The sequence below is a fragment of the Sorangium sp. So ce124 genome (assembly GCF_051525235.1).
Taxonomy (GTDB): domain Bacteria; phylum Myxococcota_A; class Polyangia; order Polyangiales; family Polyangiaceae; genus Sorangium; species Sorangium atrum.
Genome location: NZ_CP150312.1, coordinates 11,595,238 through 11,613,507, shown reverse-complemented (window position 1 = coordinate 11,613,507; position 18,270 = coordinate 11,595,238). Strand labels below are relative to the sequence as shown.

The following is an 18,270-nucleotide window of genomic DNA, read 5'->3' as shown; positions in this document are numbered from 1 at the left end:
GGGGGGCGAAGGGGCGCTCCAGGGCTCACGCTCGGTCCAGCTCGTCGAGCGGGATCTCCTGCGCGCGCGGCTCGGCGCTGTCGATGCCCGTCCACCAGCCGCTCGAGAGGGCGAGCGCGATCCAGCCCTGCAGATTTGCCTGCAGCTGCGCCGCTTCAGCCGCCGTGCAGCCCTGCTCGACGGCGGCAAGGGCCTGCCCGAACGGCAGCTCCCGGCAGCGCTCGAGCAGGCGGGCGAACAGCGGATCCACCGAGGTCGTGGTCGTGCCGGCGGCGCTCCGGGCGAAGACCCACGCGCGGGTCGACGCGTGGCGACGCCTCGCGTCCAGGGGGCCCTCGTCCAGGTCGCCCCCCGTGAGCCGCGAGAAGCGCGCGAGGTCCCAGTTCTCGTGGGTCAACGAGAACGACACAGCGAAGCGCAGCCGCGCCTCGGCCAGCGTGGCGAGCTCCTCCGGCGTCGGCCGCCAGAGGCCCTCGAACGGCGACTCGTAGGCGCGCCGCTCCGCCTCGTCCATGCGCAGCGCCTGGCGGACCATCGCGAGCGGCGCCCTGGAGAGCTCGAGCCGCCGGCGCCACGCGTCGTCGTGCCCGCGCGCCGGGCGCCCCGGCTGGCGACCGCTGCGCGCGCCGTCAGGGCCGCGCAGCGCGCTGCGGAGCCGCTCGGCGAACCCGCGCGTGCTCTCGTCGATGTCGAAGTGGCGGGGCGGGCACGCCTCGAGGTGCAGCGCGGCCAGGTGATTGAAGTGCCAGAATCCGAGCGCCCGCGACACGCGCGGGAAGCTCGTCTGCAGTCCGGTGAACAGGCGCATCCAGTACTGGCGGTGATAGACCGCGAGCCGCTCCGTCGGCGCGAGGCCCCCTGGGCCGCCCTTCACCTGCGCCACGAGCCCCGCGGGATACCGCTCCTGCAGCTCCCGGAACCGGCCTGCGCTCGAGTCGAGCGGCGCGCGGAGGACGGCGGTGAAGTCGCGCTGGAGCTCCCGCAGCCAGCCCGGAGGAGCCCCGCCTCTCGGGCTCATGAAGGCCGCACCCGCCGCGCCTTGCCGAGCTCCGCGAGCGCCACGTGCAAGGGCGGGATCTCCGCGTCCCACTCGAGGAGCGTCGGGAAGGGACCGCCCCGGCGCCACGCCTCTTCGTAAAGAGACCATACCTCGTCGCACACCGGGCGATCGTGCGTGTCGTGCCGCAAGCCGGAGGGCAATGTCTGGTGGCCAGCCAGGTGGACCTGCAAGACCCGGCGCCAGGGCACGCTGTCGAGGTACGCGCGCGGATCGAACCCGTGATTCTCGCTGGAGACGAACACGTTGTTGAGATCCAGCATGGCCCAGCAGCCGGACTCCTCCACCACGCGGCGGTAGAACTCCCACTCGGGCAACACGTCGCGCTCCCAGGCGACATAGGAAGACAGGTTCTCGATCCCGAACGGGACGCCGAGCGCCTCCTGGACCTCGAACGCCCGGCCCGCGGCGTAGGGGATGAGCTCCGGATCGTAGGGCGCCGGCAAGAGGTCGTGGTGCGTCACGCCCTCGAACGCCGTCCAGCAGAGGTGATCCGTGAAGTAGGGAATCCGGAGCTCCTGGATCAGATCCCTGAGCCGGGACAGGTAATCGCGATCGAGGGGGGCCTCGCCCAGCAGGTTGACGGAGACGCCGTGGGCGACGATCGGGGTGCGCTCGGCGATGCGCCGGAGCCGCTCCCGGGGCAGGGGAGACGCGCCGAGGTAGTTCTCCGCGATGATCTCGAAGAAGCCGAGCTCGGGCCAGGTCCGCTCGATCGCGTCGTAGTGCGGCGGGCGCAGCCCGAGGCCGAGCGCGTCGCGCGGGATGGACCGCGCGTCGGGCGCCCGATCGTCGCTTGTGTCTCGGGGCGCGCTCATCGGTCGGAGGGTCAGTTGCCCGGGTCGATCGGGTCTGGCGTCGGCACCTGCTCGAAGTTGTCGCCCTCCGGCGTCAGGGTGCGGAGGTAGGCGATCAGCCGGTCGATCTCGGAGCGCGAGAGCACGTGATAGGAGCCGGGCATGTTCGCGTAGGCGGTGCCCTCGGGGGTGGCGCCGTCGATCCCGAACGCGATGATCGCTTGCAGGTACGGATCGGAGCGGCGCTCCCAGAAGTCGGCGAGGAAGGCGCTCACGTCCTCGCCTGGCGGCACCTTCACCGAGAACTTACCCGTCGCGGCGCTGTGGCAATGGTCGCATGTCGCGGCCTTGAACGCAGCGGGGCCGTCTCGATCCTGGTCCTCGGCGGTCTCCACGCAGCTCCAGCCCTCGCAGCCGTTCACGGCGCGACACGAGTGCTCGTAGAGCTCATTCCAGCTTTGATAGACCATGCCGCGGCAGCTGTTGTTGCCGGAGCAGGACGCGTGGACCTGGACCACGCCGGGGCGCGCGGTGCCGGCCAGCATGGCGGACTCGGCGCACGCCGCGGAGAACTCCTCGAAGGAGATCTGGCCATCGCCGTCGGCGTCCATGAGGGCCAGCGCGTCCACCAGATCGGGCTGAGCGGGATCCTCGTCAGCGCTCCACACCAGGGTCTTGCGCGGCGCGTCGGACCCATCGCAGTCCGAGTCGATGTCATCGAAATTCCGCTCTTCGGCGCCGGGGTGGACGGTGTTGTTGAAGTCGTCGCAGTCGCCTGCGCGCGGGGTGAGGCCGTCCCTGTCGTGGTCGCTGTCCTCGTCGCCCACGGGCTGGCCACCCGCGCCCGTCGCGCCGGAGCCGCCGGTCCCGGCGGGCTCCTCGCCGCCTGCGCCGCCGGTCCCGGCGGGGGGCTCGCCGCCGGAGCCGCCGGTCCCGATCGGCGTCACGCCGTCATCGTCGCCGCAGGCCGGAGCAACGGCGGCGAAGCTGGCGAGCGCCAGCGCAAGCAAGGTGGATCTCGGCGATTGGGTCATGGTGCTCGTCGTGCCTCCGAAGAAACGCGCAGGGCGCGCCTGCAGGCTGCCCGGCGCACGACATGTGGCACGGCTGGTGCGCGCGGAATATGCGGCAAGTTGTCGCGGGCCCATCGTCAACCGGACGGAGCGTGGCTGTACGGGCGGCGTCCCGCGCGCTCCCGCCTCTGCGTCCATGGCCGGTCTGCGGGGCGTTCCGCGCACGCCGCGGGCGGAGCAGCCGTCCATCGCCGCTCGCAGGAATGCGGGGCCGGATTTGCACGCGGCGGCCGAGCGAAAGGAAGTAAAGAGGTTCTGAGCGCGGAAAGAAGGAAGAGAGGATCGCAGGATGACAGGCATGCTTCGCGGCGGGCTGTGGATCGGTTGTGCAGCAGCCGTGGTGGTCACGGCGGCGCCGGCGAGCGCCATGCAGCCTGCGTCCGAGGTCTTCCCTGCGCCTGCTGCGCCGCCGAGCGGGTCGGCCGTCGCGCCGCCTGCTCCGGCTCCGGGCGACGCGGCGGCAGCGCCCCTCCTGCCGTCGCCGGCTCGGGGCGACGGTGGCGCGCCGCCGACCGGGGTTGCGCCGCCCGGAGCTCCCCAGGCGCCCCTGAGGTGGACGACGAGCCCGGGTCCCTGGCAGCCCGGGGCCTCTCCCTGGCGCGACCGGCGCGAGCAGGAGCGCGTCTGGTATGGCTGGCAGCACCTCCTCGTGCTCAGCGGGACCATCGCGTTCGGACCCCTCGCCGTCGCCACGGAGAACGAGGTGTTCGCCTGGATGACCGCCGGCCCGTTCGTGCTCGGCGGTCCGATCACCCACTGGGCCAACGGCCACCTCGTCAAGGGCTTTGCCAGCCTCGGCCTCAACGTCGGCTGCACGTTCGGCGGCGGCCTGGTCGGCCAGCTCGTCGGCAGCGCTGCCCCCAGCAGAGGGGGCGAGCTCACTGGCCTGGTCTTCGGCGCCGCCCTCGGAGCGCTCACGGCGAACATCCTCGACGCCACGCTCCTCGAGTACGAGGAGCCCCCGGCGGCCGAGAGCTACGAGTACATCCGCCTTCGCCCGCTCCGGCTCCGGTTCGCGCCGCACATCGCCCTCGCGCCCGGCGGCACCACCTTCGGCCTCGGCGGCGCCTTCTGAGGGGCCGCTGAGGCCGCGCGCCTCGGGCCGCGGTTCGGCCTGGCCGGGCCGCGGCGCGGGTGTAGCATCCGCGCGTGTTCATTCCGAGATCAGGTGTACGACGACGGCTCGTGCTCGCCGCGCTCGCCGCGCTCGCGGGTTGCGGCGGCGCGGAGCGGCAGGAACCCCAGTTCGCCGATTCCCCCGAGGTCCCGCTCCCCGGGCCCCCGGGCGCCGCGCCGCTCGACGCGCGCGGCGATGCGCCGGAGGAGCTGCCCGGCGTCGACACGACCGAGCTCGTCCGCCGCGAGCGCGATACCTGGTGGCAGCTCGTCTCGCAGCTCTACGCGCCGTGCCCCGATCAGGCGGTGTCGCTCGCGCAGTGCGTCCGCGAGTCGCGCTCCTGCGCGGCCTGCGCGCCCGCCGCGCAGCTCCTCGCCGACAAGATCCGCGGCGGCGCGAGCGGCGCCGAGGCGCAGGCCGCGTACGGCGTGAGGTTCGGTCCGAACGTGAAGCGGATCGACCTCGCCGACTCGCCCTCTCGCGGGCCGGAGCGCGCGTCGATCCAGATCGTCGTGTGGTCGGACTTCGAGTGTCCTTCCTGCGGGCGCGCGGTCCCGCTCATCGACGAGGTCGTCGAGCGCCACGCGTCCTACGTCAGGCTGATCCACAAGGTGTACCCGCTGCGATCGCACCCGCACGCCGACGCCGCGGCGCGCGCGGCCATCGCGGCGCACCGCCAGGGCCGCTACTGGCCGATGGAGCGCCTCCTGTTCGAGAACCAGCAGCGGCTCGAGGAGAAGGACCTGCTCGGCTACGCGCAGAAGGTCGGCCTCGACATGGCCCGGTTCCGCGCCGACATGGCGGGCGAGCCCGCCGCCCGGGTGGTCGCGCGCGACAAGGCCGAGGCCGACCGCGCGGGGCTCTCGGGGACGCCGTTCATCGTCATCAACGGGCGGGAGTTCGATCTGGCGCTGTTCAGCCTCCAGGGCGAGCTCGACCGGTGGATCGAGACCGAGCTCGCGATCCTCGGAGGGCGCGAGGCCGCGGCGCCCAGAGGCGGCGCGCCGCGCGACGCGCCTTAGCGTCGCGCGCCTGCGGGTCGCGCTCCGTGGACGACCGACCCCTCCGCCGAGCGACACCGGGGCGACGGCGCACCGTCGCCCCGGTGGGACCCACGTCGAGATCGGCTAGCTGGGCCGGTTCTTCTCGGGCATCTGGCCGCCGCCAGCGCTCGTCCCCTGCGAGGGCCCGCCGCTCTTGATCTCGACCGAGCGGCTGCGCTGCTGCTGCTGCGGCAGCTTCAGACAGACCTCGAGGACGCCGTTCTCGAACCTCGCGTCCACGTCGTCGGCCTGCACGCCCTGGGGCAGCGGGATGGCGCGCGTGAACGACCCGTAGCTGCGCTCGGTGTAGCTCACCCCCTCGCGCTGCTCCTGCTGCTCCTGCCGGCGCTCACCCTCGATGATCAGGGTGTCCTCCCCGAGCTCCACCCGGATGTCGTCCTTCGTCACGCCGGGGAGATCGGCCTTGACGACGAGCTGACCGTTGCGCTCGCTGAGCTCGATGCGCGGCGACCAGAGGCCGCCCCCGAGGGACGAGAGACCCCGGCCGCCACCCGGCTCACCCATCGCGCGGCCCTGCCTGAACGGCGAGAGCAACCCTCCGAAGCCGAAGTCGTCGAACATGCGATCCATGTCCTCCATCATCCGGCTCATCATCGCGAACGGGCTGAAGACGCCGCCCGCCGCGCCGTACCGCCCCATCTGGCCGCCGCCCTGCTGACGCTGCATCCCGGTGGATTGACCGCCCTGGGAAGGGGTCTGACCTGTCGCCTGGCCGCCGGGCTTGCCTTGCTGCGACTTGCCCACGGACACGTCCTGGCCTGTCGGCTGACGCTGCTGTTCCGCCATAACAACCTCCTTTCGAGCATTCGCAAACGTGACTTGCAAGTGTAGTGCCGTGTCGCGAGCGTGAACCAACGTGGATGACGTGGCCTGTCGACGCCGCGCCGCTGCGCCCGGGAGCCCGGTAAAATCGCTCACCGCCACCCCGCCAGGATCTCCTCGAAGCGCTCCAGACTGCACGGCTTCTGCAGCACCGGACGGCTGAGATCGGACTCGCGCAACCCAGCTTTGCCATACCCCGTCAGGAAGACGAACGGGATGCCTCGCTCGCTCAGGATGTCGGCCACCGGATAGACCTTCTCGCCGGCGATGTTGACGTCGAGGCTCGCCCCGTCGATCTCGGCCGCGCGGGCCAGGCGCATCGCGTCCTTCATGTTCAGCGCCGGGCCGACCACCACACAGCCGAGGTCGGTCAGGACGTCCTCGAGGGACGAGGCGATCATGGGCTCGTCCTCGACGATGAGGACACGCAGCCCCTCCAGCCCGCGTTCGCCTCCTGGGGTCGAGCTCATCCTACGCCCACGCGCTCGAGGGGCAGGTCCATCACGCAAACCACGCCCCCAGGCAGGTAGTCGAGGCGCACCTCCGTGGCGAGCTGGCGCCCGAGGTCGCGCTCGATCAGGCGTGAACCGAAGCCCTTGCGGTGCGGCGGCCGGACCGGAGGCCCGCCCGTCTCCTGCCATTCCAGGTGGAGCAGGCGCTCGTGCGCCCGTGTGATCACGTCCCATGTGACCGCGACGCGGCCGGACGGCTGCGATAGCGCTCCGTACTTGGCCGCGTTGCTCGCCAGCTCGTGAAAGACCATGCCGAGCGTCACCGCCGCCTCCGGGCGGAGGCGGACGTCCTGGCCGGCCAGGCGGACGCGATCGGCGTCGCCATGGGCGTGCGGCGCCAGCTCGGCGCGGACGACGTCGTGGAGGTCGGCGCCCTGCCACGCTGTCTGGTTCAGGAGGTTGTGGGTCTGGGACAGGGCGAGCAACCGGGCCAGGAAGGCGTCCGTGAAGGCCCTGGGCGAGTCCGCCATGCGGAGCGTCTGCACGGCGATCGCCTGCACGATCGCCAGCGTGTTCTTCACCCGATGGTTCAGCTCGTTCATCAGGAGCTTCTGGCGTTCCTCCGCCTGCTTGCGCTCGGTCACGTCGAGGCAGAACGCCACCCCCTGGCTCTCCGATCCCTCGAACCGCGCTCCGCCGATCACCACCGGGACGCGGCCGCCGTCCTTTCGGAAAAACTCCTTCTCCTGCGGCCCGAACTCGCCCGTCGTGCGGATCTGTTCGAGCGCCAGCTGGGTGACCTCCTTGAACTCCTGCGGCGTGAGATCTGCCCAGCGGATATTCCCCGAGGTCAGGTCTTCACGGTTGTAGCCGAGCATGCAGAGGAGCGCGTCGTTCGCGTCGATGACCCTGCCGTCGACGTCCCAGACGGCGATCCCGATGATGTTGGAGTCCACGAGGCGCCGGATGCGCGCCTCTCTCTCCCTCAGCGCCAGCTCCGCCCGCCTGCGCTCGCCGTTCTCCTGCTGAAGCTGGGTGTAGAGGCGCGCGTTCTCCAGCGAGATGGCGGACTGGGAGGCCAGGAGCTCCAGCACCTCGACCCGATCCGCGGTGAAGGCGCGCGGGGTCAGGTTGTTCTCCAGATAGAGCACGCCGACGAGCGCGCCCTGCTTCACCAGGGGGAGGCAGAGCACGGAGCGGGGGCGCCGCCCGCGCACGTAGGCGTCTTCCGAGTACAGGTTAGGCACGGCGGCGTCGTCCAGGATCACGCGCTCTCGCGTGCGGACCACGTACTGGAGGATGGCGGTGGGGAGATCGCTCGAGGTGACGGGCGCCTGGCGAAGGGTGACCTCGACCCGGCCGTGCCGGGTGACGACCTCGGCCTCGATGACGTGCGCCGTGTGCGCGGCGCGCGAGGCGCTGGACGCGCGGATCAGCAGCCCCCGCTCGGCGCCCGCGTGCTCGACCGCGATCGTCAGCAGGGCCTCGATCACCCGGTCGAGGTTCAGCTCGCCAGAGACCGCCTGCGAGGCCCTGAGCATGGCCATGAAGTCGAGCCCCGGGCGCGCGCCGTGACCCACGGCGGCGGCGCGGACGTCGGCGTACCCGTCCCGCGCGAGGTCGGTCCGCCTGCGCAGCGCCTCCGGCCCGAGCGCGTGCGGAAAGTCCCTCTCGAGGCGCAGCATCGGCCGGACGGCGCCCCAGCGCCCATAGAGCCTGTGCGCCTCGGTCATGTAGGCGCGCGCGATGAAGGCCCTGCCCAGATCGAGGTAATGTCGAGCGCAGAGCTCGTTGGCCAGCGCCTCGTCGTGCAGGAAACGACCCTCCCGCGCGGCCGCGATCCCCTGATCGTAGAGGGCGCCCGCGCCGTCTCGCCGCTCGCTCCGGGCGACCTCGGCCTTCAGGATCAAGCTGCGGTGGCCGTGGCTCTCCGGGCCGAGCGCTGCCCACGACTCCACCTTGCGCGCGCACTCCCCGAGCCTCGCGAGGTACGCCGCCCTGCGCGCGGGGGCTGCGGCGCCGGCGGCCCGTGAGAAGGCCAGCCCGCCGTAGAAGTGATAACAGGGGCTCGCGTGCCACGCGGCGAGCATGCCGAGGCTGCCCGGGTCGGTGGAGCCCCACCTCTCGGCCACCTCCTCGTACGCGCCCTGGAACACGCCGGCGAGGACCTCGAAGACGTTCACGAAGTAGAGCGACGCCCGGTTGTCGATGCTGCGGGCGTCCTCGGTGACCGCGTCGATGTCGACCCACGCCCCGCGCCTCCAATCGCCCTCGTCCTGCGTGCTCAGGTGTTCGCAGAGCTGCCCGACGGCCCCGACGATCCACGTGATCGCGTTGAACTTGTCGAGCCTGCAGAGCGGCAGATACAGCCTCGCCTCCTCGATGACGTCGTGGAGGTGCTCCCCCCGGAGGAGGCCGTTCATGCTCGCGTTGCACGCGTTGTAGAAGGCCCAGATGTACTGCCCCGTCTCCACGCCGGCGTGGACGCCCTTGCGCAGGGACGCCTTCGAGCTCTCGTAGGTATCCATCCAGTGCTGGACCCACGCTCCCCACATGTTGCACAGCATGGACTCGGACTTCACGTCCGGGTGGCGCTCGTTCAGGCGGACCGCCGCCCGCCCGAACTCGTACCCCTTCTCGATGTCGCGCCTGGCGCACAGGAGCGTCCCGAAGTTCACGTAGGCGTAGATCGAGTTCCTCGAGATGCCATGTCTCAGCGAGTTCTGGAGCGCCTTCATCACCGTGATGCCGAAGTTGTTCGTGCCCAGCTGGTAAGTCGGCGAGAACATCTCCTGGAGCACGTCCTGCAGGGCGGCGATCTCCGGATCGTCGAGCGCAGGCAGATCGACCAGCGACGCGATCGGGCGGTCGCCGATCATAGCGATCGTCCGCTCCATCTCGGTCATGAGCGCGTCGTCGCCCGGATAGGGCGGCAGGTCGATGTCGTACGCCCGGAGCGCGGCGAGGCCCTCTTCCATGGCGGCGGGCAGATCGTTCTTCAGGATCTCCACGTTCATCTTCAGGCGGCGCACCTCCGTCTTGTGGAGGCGCCCCACCGCTCTATCGAAGCTCCCCGCGAGGGTGGAGAGCGCGTCGTCGTGGCGTCCGCAGAGCGACTCCAGGAGCCCCTTCTTCGTGTGGTAGGTGAAGGTCAGCTCGTAGCTGGAGGCCCACGCGTCTCCGGGCAGCATGGATATGCCATGTTCCAGGTACCTGAGGGCCGCGGTGAAGGCCGCCGACTCCTGGGCGCGCCCGGCGGCCTCCAGGTTGAGCCTGGCCGATTCCATGCGCTCGTCCGGCGCGCGGATCAGATCACCGGCGCTGTTCAGGTGATTGACGACGTCGAACAGATCGCGCCGGTCGTCGGAGCGCGGCTTGCCGAGCAGGAGCTTCCCGATCCGGTAGTGGAACGCTGGCCTGTCTCTCTCCGGGATCAGCGAGTACGCGGCCTCCTGGATCTTGTCGTGCGCGAACCGATACTGCTCGTCCGCGCTCACGATCAGGCCCTCGGCGAGGGCGTCGTCGAGGCTCGCGTACGTCTCGTCGGCGGGCCGCTCGCTGACGGTGTTCAGGACGTCCATCTCGAACGTGTTGCCGATCGCCGAGGCCAGCCGGAGCACCCGCTGCGTCGCATGCGGCAGGCGCCGGATGGTCTCCGCCATGAGGCTCAGGACGTTATCGGTGCACTCCAGCCGCTCGATCTGCCAGAGGTCCCAGCCCCAGCCGGCCGCAGGGTCGAAGACGAGCGCCTTCGTGTCGTAGAGGTGCCGCATGAACTGCTTCACGAAGAACGGGTTGCCCCCGGTCTTCTTCAGGATCGCGCACGCGAGGGCCTCGCCGCCGCCGATCTGCAGGCTGTCGTTGATGAGCTCGGTCAGGTGCGTGAGGCCGAGGGGCGCGAGGACGATGTCGCGCGCCTCGAGGCCGCCCTTCGTGAGCTGCTCCAGGGCGACGAGGAAGGGGTGGGTCGGGCTCACCTCGTTGTCGCGGTAAGCGCCGCAGAAGAAGAGCGACTCGACGTCCTCCCTCGCGAGGACGCTCGTGAGCAGGCTCAGGCTGGCCGAGTCCACCCACTGGAGATCGTCGAGGAAGATGGCCAGCGGGTGGGCGTGCCGGGCGAAGACGGACACGAAGTTGTGGAAGTAGAGGATGAAGCGGTTCTGTGCTTCGACCGGGCCGAGCGCGGGCACAGGCGGCTGCTCGCCGATGATGTGCTTGAGCGACGGGAGCACGTCGCAGATCACCTGTCCGTTGGCCCCGAGGGCGCACAGGATGGCGTCCCGCCACCGTAGGATCCGCTCCTCGCTCTCGGAGAGGAGCTGCTTGACGAGCGTGTCGAACGCGTGGACGATGGCGCTGTAGGGCGCGTCGCGGTTGTACTGATCGTACTTCCCGCTGATGTAATAGCCCTTCTCGCGCACCAGCGGCTTCAAGATCTCCTGGACCAGCGACGACTTGCCGATGCCCGAATAGCCCGAGACGAGGACGATCGTCCGCTTGCCCCGCAGCACGTCGTCGAACGCGCCGACGAGCTTCCGGATGTCGCCTTCGCGGCCGTAGAGCTTCTGGGGAAGCCGGAAGAGGTCTCTCCTGTCGTGGCGGCCAGGGCTGAACGCTCCTATCTGGCCGCTGCGCTGCCATCGCGCTCGGATCTCCTCCAGATCGGCCTTCAGCCCCTCGGCGCACTGGTAGCGGTCTTCGGCGTTCTTGCTGAGGAGCTTCATCGTGACGGCGGAGAGCGCGTCGGGCACCTCCGGGTTGAGCTCCGAGGGGGCGACGGGCGTCACGGCGATGTGCGCGTGCATCAGCTCGAGGGGGTCTGTCGCCTCGAACGGCCTTTGCCCGGCGAGCATCTCGTAGAGGACGACGCCGAACGAGTACATGTCGGTGCGGTAGTCCACGCTGCGATTCATGCGGCCTGTCTGCTCCGGCGATGTATAGGGGAGCACCTTCGAGAGGACGCGGCGGCAATAGATCTCCTCCTTCTCGCGCGTCACGATGGAATCCACGCCGAAGCCCGTGAGCTTCACCTGACCGTCCTCTCCGAGCAGGATGTTCGGAGGCCTCACGTCGCCATGGATGAGGGCGTGGCGATGGATGTCGGCCAGGGCTTCTGCCACGGGGATCAAGATGTCGAGCGACGCGCAGACGCCCAGCCTGCAGGCCGCCCTCGCCGACAGCGGGGCGCCCGGGAAATACTCGGTGACGAGCGCCAGGCCGTCCTCGTGCTCCTCGACGGCGTACACCTTGACGACCCTCGCCGAGTCGACCTGCCGTATCGCGCGGTAGGCGTGCCTGACGCGCATGATATCGCCGGCTCGGGCGTAATCGGTGTGCAGCATCTTGATCGCCACGTCGATGCCGTCGGCGTCCCGATAGGCTCGATACGTGGCGGAGCCGGGGCCCTCGCCGGTCTTCGCGGTGACGTGATACCCCTTGAGATGGGCTGTGCTCGGTCGCACCGGGAAGTGTGGCGCGCGCCCAGGCTCAACGGAGCGAGCCTGCTGGACAGCAGGTCGATCCCATGCCTCCGACGTGCCCCGCATATCGGAGGCGTTTGGGCCCACGAGTTGCCATGTCAACTGGACGGCCGAGGCCGGCGGGGCCGCCCTCGGCGCCCGCTCACATCGCGTAGCGCAGGATGATCTCGGTGAGCCCCGCCGCGAGCAGCAGCAAGAGCCCGCCCACGAAGCAGACCAGCGTGAACCGGTCGTCCCGCCACCGCTGCCGGAGCGGCACGATGTCCCGCTCCGGCAGCACGACGGCCCTCAGGGTCGCGTGGATCGGCAGCCCCCCCGGCCGCATCGCGACCGCCACGTTCGGCGGCTGCGCCAGCCCCATGTTCATGAACCGCGTCACCCCCGCGCGGAGCCGGTCCCCCATGCCCGGCATCGCGCTGCCGATCGCCACGGCGCGGAGCCACGGCGCCCGCTCGAACGCGTTCGCCATCGCGATCACCCCGAAGAGCTGCCGCAGCCGCGGCATCAGCGCCCGCACCTCGGCCAGGTGCTGGAACGCCCGCGTCCGCGCCTCGGGCGCGTCCTCCGAGCTCACCCGCGCGAGGCAGGTCGACTCCAGCCGCGCGTTGAGCCCCTCGAGCTCCTGGAGGATCCGCGGCCCCGCGTTGTCCGGGCTCGTCTCGAGGGGGAGCGTGAAGCCCCAGGGCTCCTCGCGCCCGCGCTCGGCGGTCCACTGGAACACCTCGGCGAAGCCCCAGAGCGTGTCGTAGCGCGACAGCACCACGTACGTCGGCACGTCGGCGCGCAGCGCGCGGCCGACCTCGACGAGGTACGCGCGGATGCGGTTCGCGTATGCGTCGAGCCCCTGCTCGTCGAGCTCGACGAACTCCGCGATGCTCAGCACGAGCAGGATGCCGTCGATCGGCTCGCGCTCCCGCGAGCGGCGCAGCTCGTCGCAGAGCCGCGAGAGCTCGGCCGGCTCCCGCCGCGGGCCGAGCACCGACGCCTCCGGCTCGATGAAGAGCGCCTCCTTCGCCAGCCAGTAAGAGCACCGCGCCCCGGGCACGCCGATCGGGAGCTGCCCGCCGCTCACGGGCCACGTCAGGTTCATCGAGCGGATCACCGTGGAGCGGCCCGACCCGGGCTCGCCGAGCACCAGGTAGCAGGGGACCGCGTAGATCCCCTGGCTGCTGTCCAGGTTCGCCTGCTCGACGAGCGTGTGGACGCTCGCCAGCTCGTAAACGAAGGAGCCGCTCATCGGACCCTTTGGGCGATCGTCCACGCGAGCGCGAGCGCGCCGGCGATCGCGACGAGCGACGCCAGGGCCCGCCCGACCAGGATGGAGCGCCAGAACGACAGGGTGGGGAGGTGCTGGACCGTGACGCCCTCGACCTGCACCGGCTTGAGCACCCCGCCCTTCCAGTCCCGATCGGGATCCACGCCGAGCTTGAGCGACAGATCGCGGCGGATCCGCAGCAGCTCGTCGGTGTTCTGCCCGGGCAGCCCGTAGCGACCGCGGAAGCCGAGCCCGAGCACGCACGCGTACGTCGCCATCACCGGGAGCGGGCCCTTCCGGACGCGCTCCAGCCGCTCGAAGAACTCGACGCCCGCGTTGTTGGTCGTCCACCGCGACGCCTGGAGCGGGCGCTGCGCCCAGACCGGCCGCAGGTCCGGCAGCGACATCGCGATCTCGTCCGCGCACGCGGCGACCGCGAACATCCCGTCGTCGACCGACGCGACCGGCATCTCCTGCGCGAGCCTGGACCCCTTCAGCTCCTCGAGCAGCAGGTTCGCCTGTCGCAGCACGTGATCGGCCGGCGGCCGCCGCGGGGACTGGCGGAGCATGCAGAGCCAGAGGAGCATCTCCTCACCGAAGACGCCGATGGACGTTTCCACGCGGGCGCGAGCTTACGCCAGGCGCGCACCGACCGTCGACCCGGGCGCGCGTTCACCGTCGACGGCGGCGCCGGGCCGCGCCGTGCGCCGCGGGTGCACCGGAGCGTCGACATCCGGGGAGGGCCGTGCCTATGCTCCGCCCGCTTCTCGAGCCCCCTTCGAGAGCAGCCGGGGTCGCGCGAAGGCGACCCCCTTGAGGAGAGGTCATGTCGGAGATCCAGAGCGTCATCGCGCGCGAAGTCATCGATTCGCGCGGCAACCCCACCGTCGAAGCCGAGGTCACCACGCTGAGCGGCACGGGCCGCGCGGCCGTGCCGAGCGGCGCGTCGACCGGCGAGCACGAGGCCGTCGAACTCAGGGACGGCGACAAGAAGCGCTTCCTCGGCAAGGGCGTCCTCACCGCGGTGAAGAACATCGAGACCGTCCTCGGTCCGGCCGTCCTCGGGATGGATGCGCTCGACCAGGCCGAGCTCGACAAGGTGCTCATCCAGGCCGACGGCTCCCCCAACAAGTCGAAGCTCGGCGCCAACGCCATCCTCGCCGTCTCGATGGCCGCCGCCCGCGCCGCCGCGGACACGGTCGACCTGCCGCTCTGGCGCTACCTCGGCGGCGCCGCGGCGCGCGTCCTCCCGACGCCGCTCATGAACATCCTGAACGGCGGCGTGCACGCCGACAACGGCCTCGAGATCCAGGAGTTCATGATCGTCCCCTACGGCGCCGAGTCGTTCGCCGAGGCGCTGCGCACGGGCGCCGAGATCTTCCACACGCTGAAGGGCCTGCTCAAGAAGGACGGCATGGTCACGGCCGTCGGCGACGAGGGCGGCTTCGCCCCGCGCCTCCCGTCGAACCGGGCGGCGCTCGAGTACGTCGTGCGCGCCATCGAGGCCGCCGGCCACCGCCCGGGCGAGGACGTCGGCGTCGCGCTCGACTCGGCGCTCAGCGAGTTCTACGACGCGAAGACCGAGCGGTACACCTTCGACAAGCAGTCGAAGACCCGCGAGGAGATCGTCGCCATCTACGACGAGCTCGCGAAGGCGTTCCCGATCGTGTCCATCGAGGATGGCGTCGCCGAGAACGACGAGAAGGGCTGGCGCCTGCTCACCGAGCGCCTCGGCAAGAAGGTCCAGCTCGTCGGCGACGACCTCTTCGTGACGAACCCTGCGCGCCTCGCGAAGGGCATCGAGGACGGCCTCGCCAACGCCATCCTCATCAAGCTGAACCAGATCGGCACCGTCACCGAGACGCTCGACTGCATCCGCCAGGCGGCCGAGGGCGGCTACCGGTCGATCATCTCCCACCGCTCGGGCGAGACCGAGGACACGTTCATCGCCGACCTCGCGGTCGCGACGAACGCGGGCCAGATCAAGACCGGCTCCGCGTCCCGCTCGGATCGTGTCGCGAAGTACAACCAGCTGCTCCGGATCTCGTACGCGCTCGGCGACGGCCAGGTCTTCGCCGGCCGCGCGCCGTTCCGCCGCCCCGGGGCGAAGCGCTCCAGCTAGTCCCACCCGCCAGGAGTCCGGCCAGGGTGGCCGGGCTCCTGCGCGGGTCGCCGCGCCCTCGCGCTGGCGTTCCTTGCTTTATTTGCTGGGGGATTCCCCTGCGCTCCGCGCCCCGGCGTCCGTGGTCGCGGCGGCGAGACGCCCCGCGCGGCGCTGACCGCGCCGTCGGGGTCGACCTTGCAGCGCTACCAGCGGTCGCGCCCGCCACCGCCGCGGCCACCGCCGCGCCCGCCGCCGCCGCCTCCACGGCCGCCGCCTCCGCCACCCCCGCGGAAGCCACCGCCTCCGCCGCCGCCGCCGCCGCCGGGGCCGCCGGTGCGCTCGCGCGCCTCGTTGACCGTCAGGGTACGGCCGTCGAGGTCCTTGCCGTGCAGCGCATTGATGGCCGCCTGCGCCTGGGCATCGCTCACCTCGACGAACCCGAACCCGCGCGACTGCCCGGTCATGCGGTCCGTCATCAACTGAATCGAGAGCACCTCGACGCCGGCCCCTTCGAACGCGGTGCGCAGGCTGTCTTCCGTCGAATGGAACGCCAGGTTCCCCACATAAAGCCGCTTGCTCATGTCTGCCGCCAATCCCGTTGCACGATCCCCGCTTCCCTCGCGGACGGCCCGGATCGTGCCGCGGGCCGCACGCGAAAACGCTCCCCGACGACCGGCCGTCACCCCACGTTCGGACGAGGCAACCACGTTGCAGCAGGCGGCCGGATCAGAGGTCGAGGACGAACGAGCCTTGAGGCGCTCCGGAAGCTACCGGCCGGCGACGGGGTACGCAAGGTATTCCCCCAGGCTGGCCGCGTCTGCCTGTTCATGACCGCGACCGAGCGCCGAGGGTCGCCGCCGCCCGCCGCCCGCCGCCCGCCGCCCGACGCGCGGCGGGCGAAGGCGCGCACCCGCGTCGGGATACGGCGTGCGCCTCGTGCCGCGATGCTCCGTGCGATGTGGACGAACAGGGCTCCGGGCCCTCTTCCAACCGTTCGTGCTTGAAGCCCCGGCGAGCCGGCCGCCAGATCGGCATGGTACCTTGCCTGTTCGGAGCTCGACCCGGAGGTCAGATCATGATGCCACGCGTGTTCTCGGCGGGGGCAGGCCCGCGCACGGTGAATCGAGGGGCGCTCCTCCTCGCCCTGGCGACGGCGATCGCGGCCTCCGCGGCGGCGTGCTCCTCGGGCGACGGCGCCGGCGCGCCCTCGGGCGGGGCGCAGGGCGGCGGCGGCTCCTCGGGCAGCGGCGCCGTGGAGGGGCTCGTCTCGCTGCGCGTCGAGCCGGGCGCCGCCTCGGTCGCGCTCGCCTACGGCGAGTCCGCCGCCGTGCAGCTCGCGGCGATCGGCCGCTTCCAGGACGGCTCCGAGCGCGACGTCACGGCGCAGGTCAGCTGGGGGACCAGCGACCTCTTCGCCCGCGTGGACGCCGGCGAGCTCACGACCGCCTCGCCCGGCCGCGTCCGGGTGATCGCCGCCGACGGGCCCCTCACGGCGAGCGCCGACGTCACCGTGAAGCTCGCCGGCACCGTCGCGCTGCCCGGAGCTCCCCCCGGCGCGAGCGCCGCGCTCGACGGCGCGCCCGAGGCGGCGAGCGCCCCTGCGATCGCCTATCCCCTCGACGGCGCGCTCTTCCCGTCGAACATCGGCGAGGTCGAGGTCCACGTGCGCAAGGGCAGCGTCGGGCAGCGCGTCGGCCGGATCGAGATCGTGGGTGATCTCATCGATCTGAGGTTGGTCGGCGCCTGCGAGCCGCTGCCGGACGAAGGCGGGTGCGCGATGGCGCTCCCCGCGGCGGTGGTCCCGATGCTCGTGCGCACGAGCGAGGGCGAGGTGATGGAGACGCGCGTCCGCCTCGCCGCCGAGGACGGGGCCGAGCTCGGGGAGAGCGCGGCCATCGACGTCCGGTGGGCGAGCGCGGCGCTCTCCGGCGGCCTGTACTACTGGCGCACCGACGGGACCACGCTCCAGTCGGCCGCCATCTACCGCTACGATCTCGACGACGCGGCGAGCCCGCCCGAGCTGTTCTGGGAGAACGAGCAGTCGCCGCCGCTGGCGAACGGGCAGGAGATGCCCTGCATGGGCTGCCACGCCCTCGCGCAGGCCGGCGACAAGATGGCGCTCACCTTCGGCGGCAGCGGCCCGTCCTCGTTCGCGCTGGTGGACGTCGCGACCGCGGACATCATCGCCCTCCGCAACACCGACGCCGCCGGATTCGCCACGATGACCACGTTCTCGCCGGACGGCGAGCTCATGGTCAACGCCTTCCGCGGCGCGCTGACGCTCCGCCGCGCGGACGAGACGCTCGAGGCGCTCGGCGATCTGTTCGCGCCTACGACCGACGAGGGCGAGCGGCTGACGCAGCCGTTCTGGTCGCCGGACGGCAAGCACCTCGCCTTCGTCGCGTGGCAGCCGGGGGAGAACGGCGCGGGCGACGAGCTCTACGGCGACACGGTCCGGGGCGCGCAGATCCTGATCGCGCGCTCGGACGGGGCGGGCGCGTTCGAGGCGCCGCGGGCCCTCGTGCCGCGCGCGCAGGACAGGAGCCATTACTATCCTGCCATCTCGGACGACGGCGCCTTCGTCGTGTTCAACACGTCGCGTTGCGACGGGCCGCCCGGCAACGGGCCTTACGGCAACGACCCGTGCGACACCTATGACGACAACTCCGCGCGGCTCCAGATCATCCCGGTCGACGGGGGCGCGCCCGTCGATCTCGCCCGGGCGAACGGCGATGACACCTGGGCGAACTCGTGGCCGCGCTTCGGGCCGAGCCACGACACCTACCGTGGCAAGAACCTTTACTGGGTCGCGTTCTCATCGCGGCGCCCCTACGGCCTGCGCCTCGCCGGGTCGAGCGACGGCACGACCACGCCGCAGCTCTGGTTCGCGGCCGTGACGCTCTCGCCGGGCGGGGCGCAGGGCGGCGACCCGAGCTTCGCGCCGGTGTGGATGCCCCGGCAGAACGACGACATGGCCCATCCGACGGGCAACCATATCCCGCAATGGGCCGAGAAGGCGCTCCCCGTGCCGCAGTGAGCGAGGCAGGAG

At 71.4% G+C, this 18,270-nt stretch carries 13 protein-coding genes; 4 read left to right on the top strand and 9 right to left on the bottom strand.

The features are described from left to right. Nucleotides 1-25 precede the first annotated feature (25 nt). From WMF19_RS43570 to WMF19_RS43560, 3 genes are read right to left on the bottom strand one after another with little or no spacing between them, the layout of a single operon-like run. Nucleotides 26-1,018 carry an HvfC/BufC N-terminal domain-containing protein gene (locus tag WMF19_RS43570; protein ID WP_437895760.1) on the bottom strand — a complete coding sequence of 331 codons (993 nt, stop codon included), beginning with the start codon at nt 1,016-1,018 and terminating at the stop codon, nt 26-28. Further along, entirely contained in the window at nt 1,015-1,875 is an 861-nt protein-coding gene (locus WMF19_RS43565; RefSeq protein ID WP_437895759.1) for a DUF692 domain-containing protein, read from the bottom strand. Before WMF19_RS43565 ends, WMF19_RS43570 begins: the two co-directional genes overlap by 4 nt. Nucleotides 1,876-1,886: 11 nt before the next feature. Then, nucleotides 1,887-2,888 (bottom strand): MopE-related protein, encoded by a 1,002-nt coding sequence (locus tag WMF19_RS43560; protein ID WP_437895758.1) that lies wholly within the window; start codon nt 2,886-2,888, stop codon nt 1,887-1,889. 328 nt (nt 2,889-3,216) lie between these two features. Here WMF19_RS43560 and WMF19_RS43555 point away from each other — a divergent pair, with 328 nt between their 5' ends. Both WMF19_RS43555 and WMF19_RS43550 read left to right on the top strand, forming a co-directional pair. Further along, nucleotides 3,217-4,002: a hypothetical protein gene (locus WMF19_RS43555; protein ID WP_437895757.1), complete on the top strand. Its 786-nt coding sequence runs from the start codon at nt 3,217-3,219 to the stop codon at nt 4,000-4,002. Nucleotides 4,003-4,076: 74 nt separating this feature from the next. Then, nucleotides 4,077-5,066: a DsbA family protein gene (locus tag WMF19_RS43550; RefSeq protein ID WP_437895756.1), complete on the top strand. Its 990-nt coding sequence runs from the start codon at nt 4,077-4,079 to the stop codon at nt 5,064-5,066. 105 nt (nt 5,067-5,171) lie between these two features. Here WMF19_RS43550 and WMF19_RS43545 read toward each other — a convergent pair whose 3' ends face one another. The 5 genes from WMF19_RS43545 to WMF19_RS43525 form a co-directional block, all read right to left on the bottom strand. Continuing rightward, nucleotides 5,172-5,894: an Hsp20/alpha crystallin family protein gene (locus tag WMF19_RS43545; RefSeq protein WP_437895755.1), complete on the bottom strand. Its 723-nt coding sequence runs from the start codon at nt 5,892-5,894 to the stop codon at nt 5,172-5,174. A gap of 128 nt (nt 5,895-6,022) precedes the next feature. After that, nucleotides 6,023-6,400, bottom strand: a complete 378-nt coding sequence (locus WMF19_RS43540; protein ID WP_437325522.1) for a response regulator — start codon at nt 6,398-6,400, stop codon at nt 6,023-6,025. Continuing rightward, nucleotides 6,397-11,844: an AAA family ATPase gene (locus WMF19_RS43535; protein WP_437895754.1), complete on the bottom strand. Its 5,448-nt coding sequence runs from the start codon at nt 11,842-11,844 to the stop codon at nt 6,397-6,399. The genes WMF19_RS43540 and WMF19_RS43535 overlap by 4 nt, the downstream gene beginning before the upstream one ends. 160 nt (nt 11,845-12,004) lie before the next feature. Then, entirely contained in the window at nt 12,005-13,099 is a 1,095-nt protein-coding gene (locus WMF19_RS43530; protein WP_437895753.1) for a type VI secretion system protein, read from the bottom strand. Then, nucleotides 13,096-13,737 (bottom strand): DotU family type IV/VI secretion system protein, encoded by a 642-nt coding sequence (locus tag WMF19_RS43525; RefSeq protein ID WP_437895752.1) that lies wholly within the window; start codon nt 13,735-13,737, stop codon nt 13,096-13,098. The genes WMF19_RS43530 and WMF19_RS43525 overlap by 4 nt, the downstream gene beginning before the upstream one ends. A 206-nt stretch (nt 13,738-13,943) precedes the next feature. On the opposite strand from WMF19_RS43525, the gene eno reads away from it, so the two are divergent. Beyond that, nucleotides 13,944-15,239: a phosphopyruvate hydratase gene (eno, locus tag WMF19_RS43520; protein WP_437325518.1), complete on the top strand. Its 1,296-nt coding sequence runs from the start codon at nt 13,944-13,946 to the stop codon at nt 15,237-15,239. 185 nt (nt 15,240-15,424) lie between these two features. Here eno and WMF19_RS43515 read toward each other — a convergent pair whose 3' ends face one another. After that, nucleotides 15,425-15,802, bottom strand: a complete 378-nt coding sequence (locus tag WMF19_RS43515) for an RNA recognition motif domain-containing protein (protein ID WP_437546021.1) — start codon at nt 15,800-15,802, stop codon at nt 15,425-15,427. A 494-nt stretch (nt 15,803-16,296) separates the two neighbouring features. Here WMF19_RS43515 and WMF19_RS43510 point away from each other — a divergent pair, with 494 nt between their 5' ends. Continuing rightward, nucleotides 16,297-18,258, top strand: a complete 1,962-nt coding sequence (locus tag WMF19_RS43510; protein WP_437895751.1) for a hypothetical protein — start codon at nt 16,297-16,299, stop codon at nt 18,256-18,258. The last annotated feature ends 12 nt before the right edge of the window (nt 18,259-18,270 follow it).

Excerpts from the sequence above, each read along its gene's own strand:
- WMF19_RS43545 (WP_437895755.1), bottom strand. The coding sequence starts at position 5,894 with ATGGCGGAACAGCAGCGTCAGCCGACAGGCCAGGACGTGTCCGTGGGC.
- WMF19_RS43515 (WP_437546021.1), bottom strand. The coding sequence starts at position 15,802 with ATGAGCAAGCGGCTTTATGTGGGGAACCTGGCGTTCCATTCGACGGAA.
- WMF19_RS43510 (WP_437895751.1), top strand. The coding sequence starts at position 16,297 with ATGATGCCACGCGTGTTCTCGGCGGGGGCAGGCCCGCGCACGGTGAAT.
- WMF19_RS43540 (WP_437325522.1), bottom strand. The coding sequence starts at position 6,400 with ATGAGCTCGACCCCAGGAGGCGAACGCGGGCTGGAGGGGCTGCGTGTC.
- WMF19_RS43565 (WP_437895759.1), bottom strand. The coding sequence starts at position 1,875 with ATGAGCGCGCCCCGAGACACAAGCGACGATCGGGCGCCCGACGCGCGG.
- WMF19_RS43530 (WP_437895753.1), bottom strand. The coding sequence starts at position 13,099 with ATGAGCGGCTCCTTCGTTTACGAGCTGGCGAGCGTCCACACGCTCGTC.
- WMF19_RS43555 (WP_437895757.1), top strand. The coding sequence starts at position 3,217 with ATGACAGGCATGCTTCGCGGCGGGCTGTGGATCGGTTGTGCAGCAGCC.
- eno (WP_437325518.1), top strand. The coding sequence starts at position 13,944 with ATGTCGGAGATCCAGAGCGTCATCGCGCGCGAAGTCATCGATTCGCGC.
- WMF19_RS43570 (WP_437895760.1), bottom strand. The coding sequence starts at position 1,018 with ATGAGCCCGAGAGGCGGGGCTCCTCCGGGCTGGCTGCGGGAGCTCCAG.
- WMF19_RS43560 (WP_437895758.1), bottom strand. The coding sequence starts at position 2,888 with ATGACCCAATCGCCGAGATCCACCTTGCTTGCGCTGGCGCTCGCCAGC.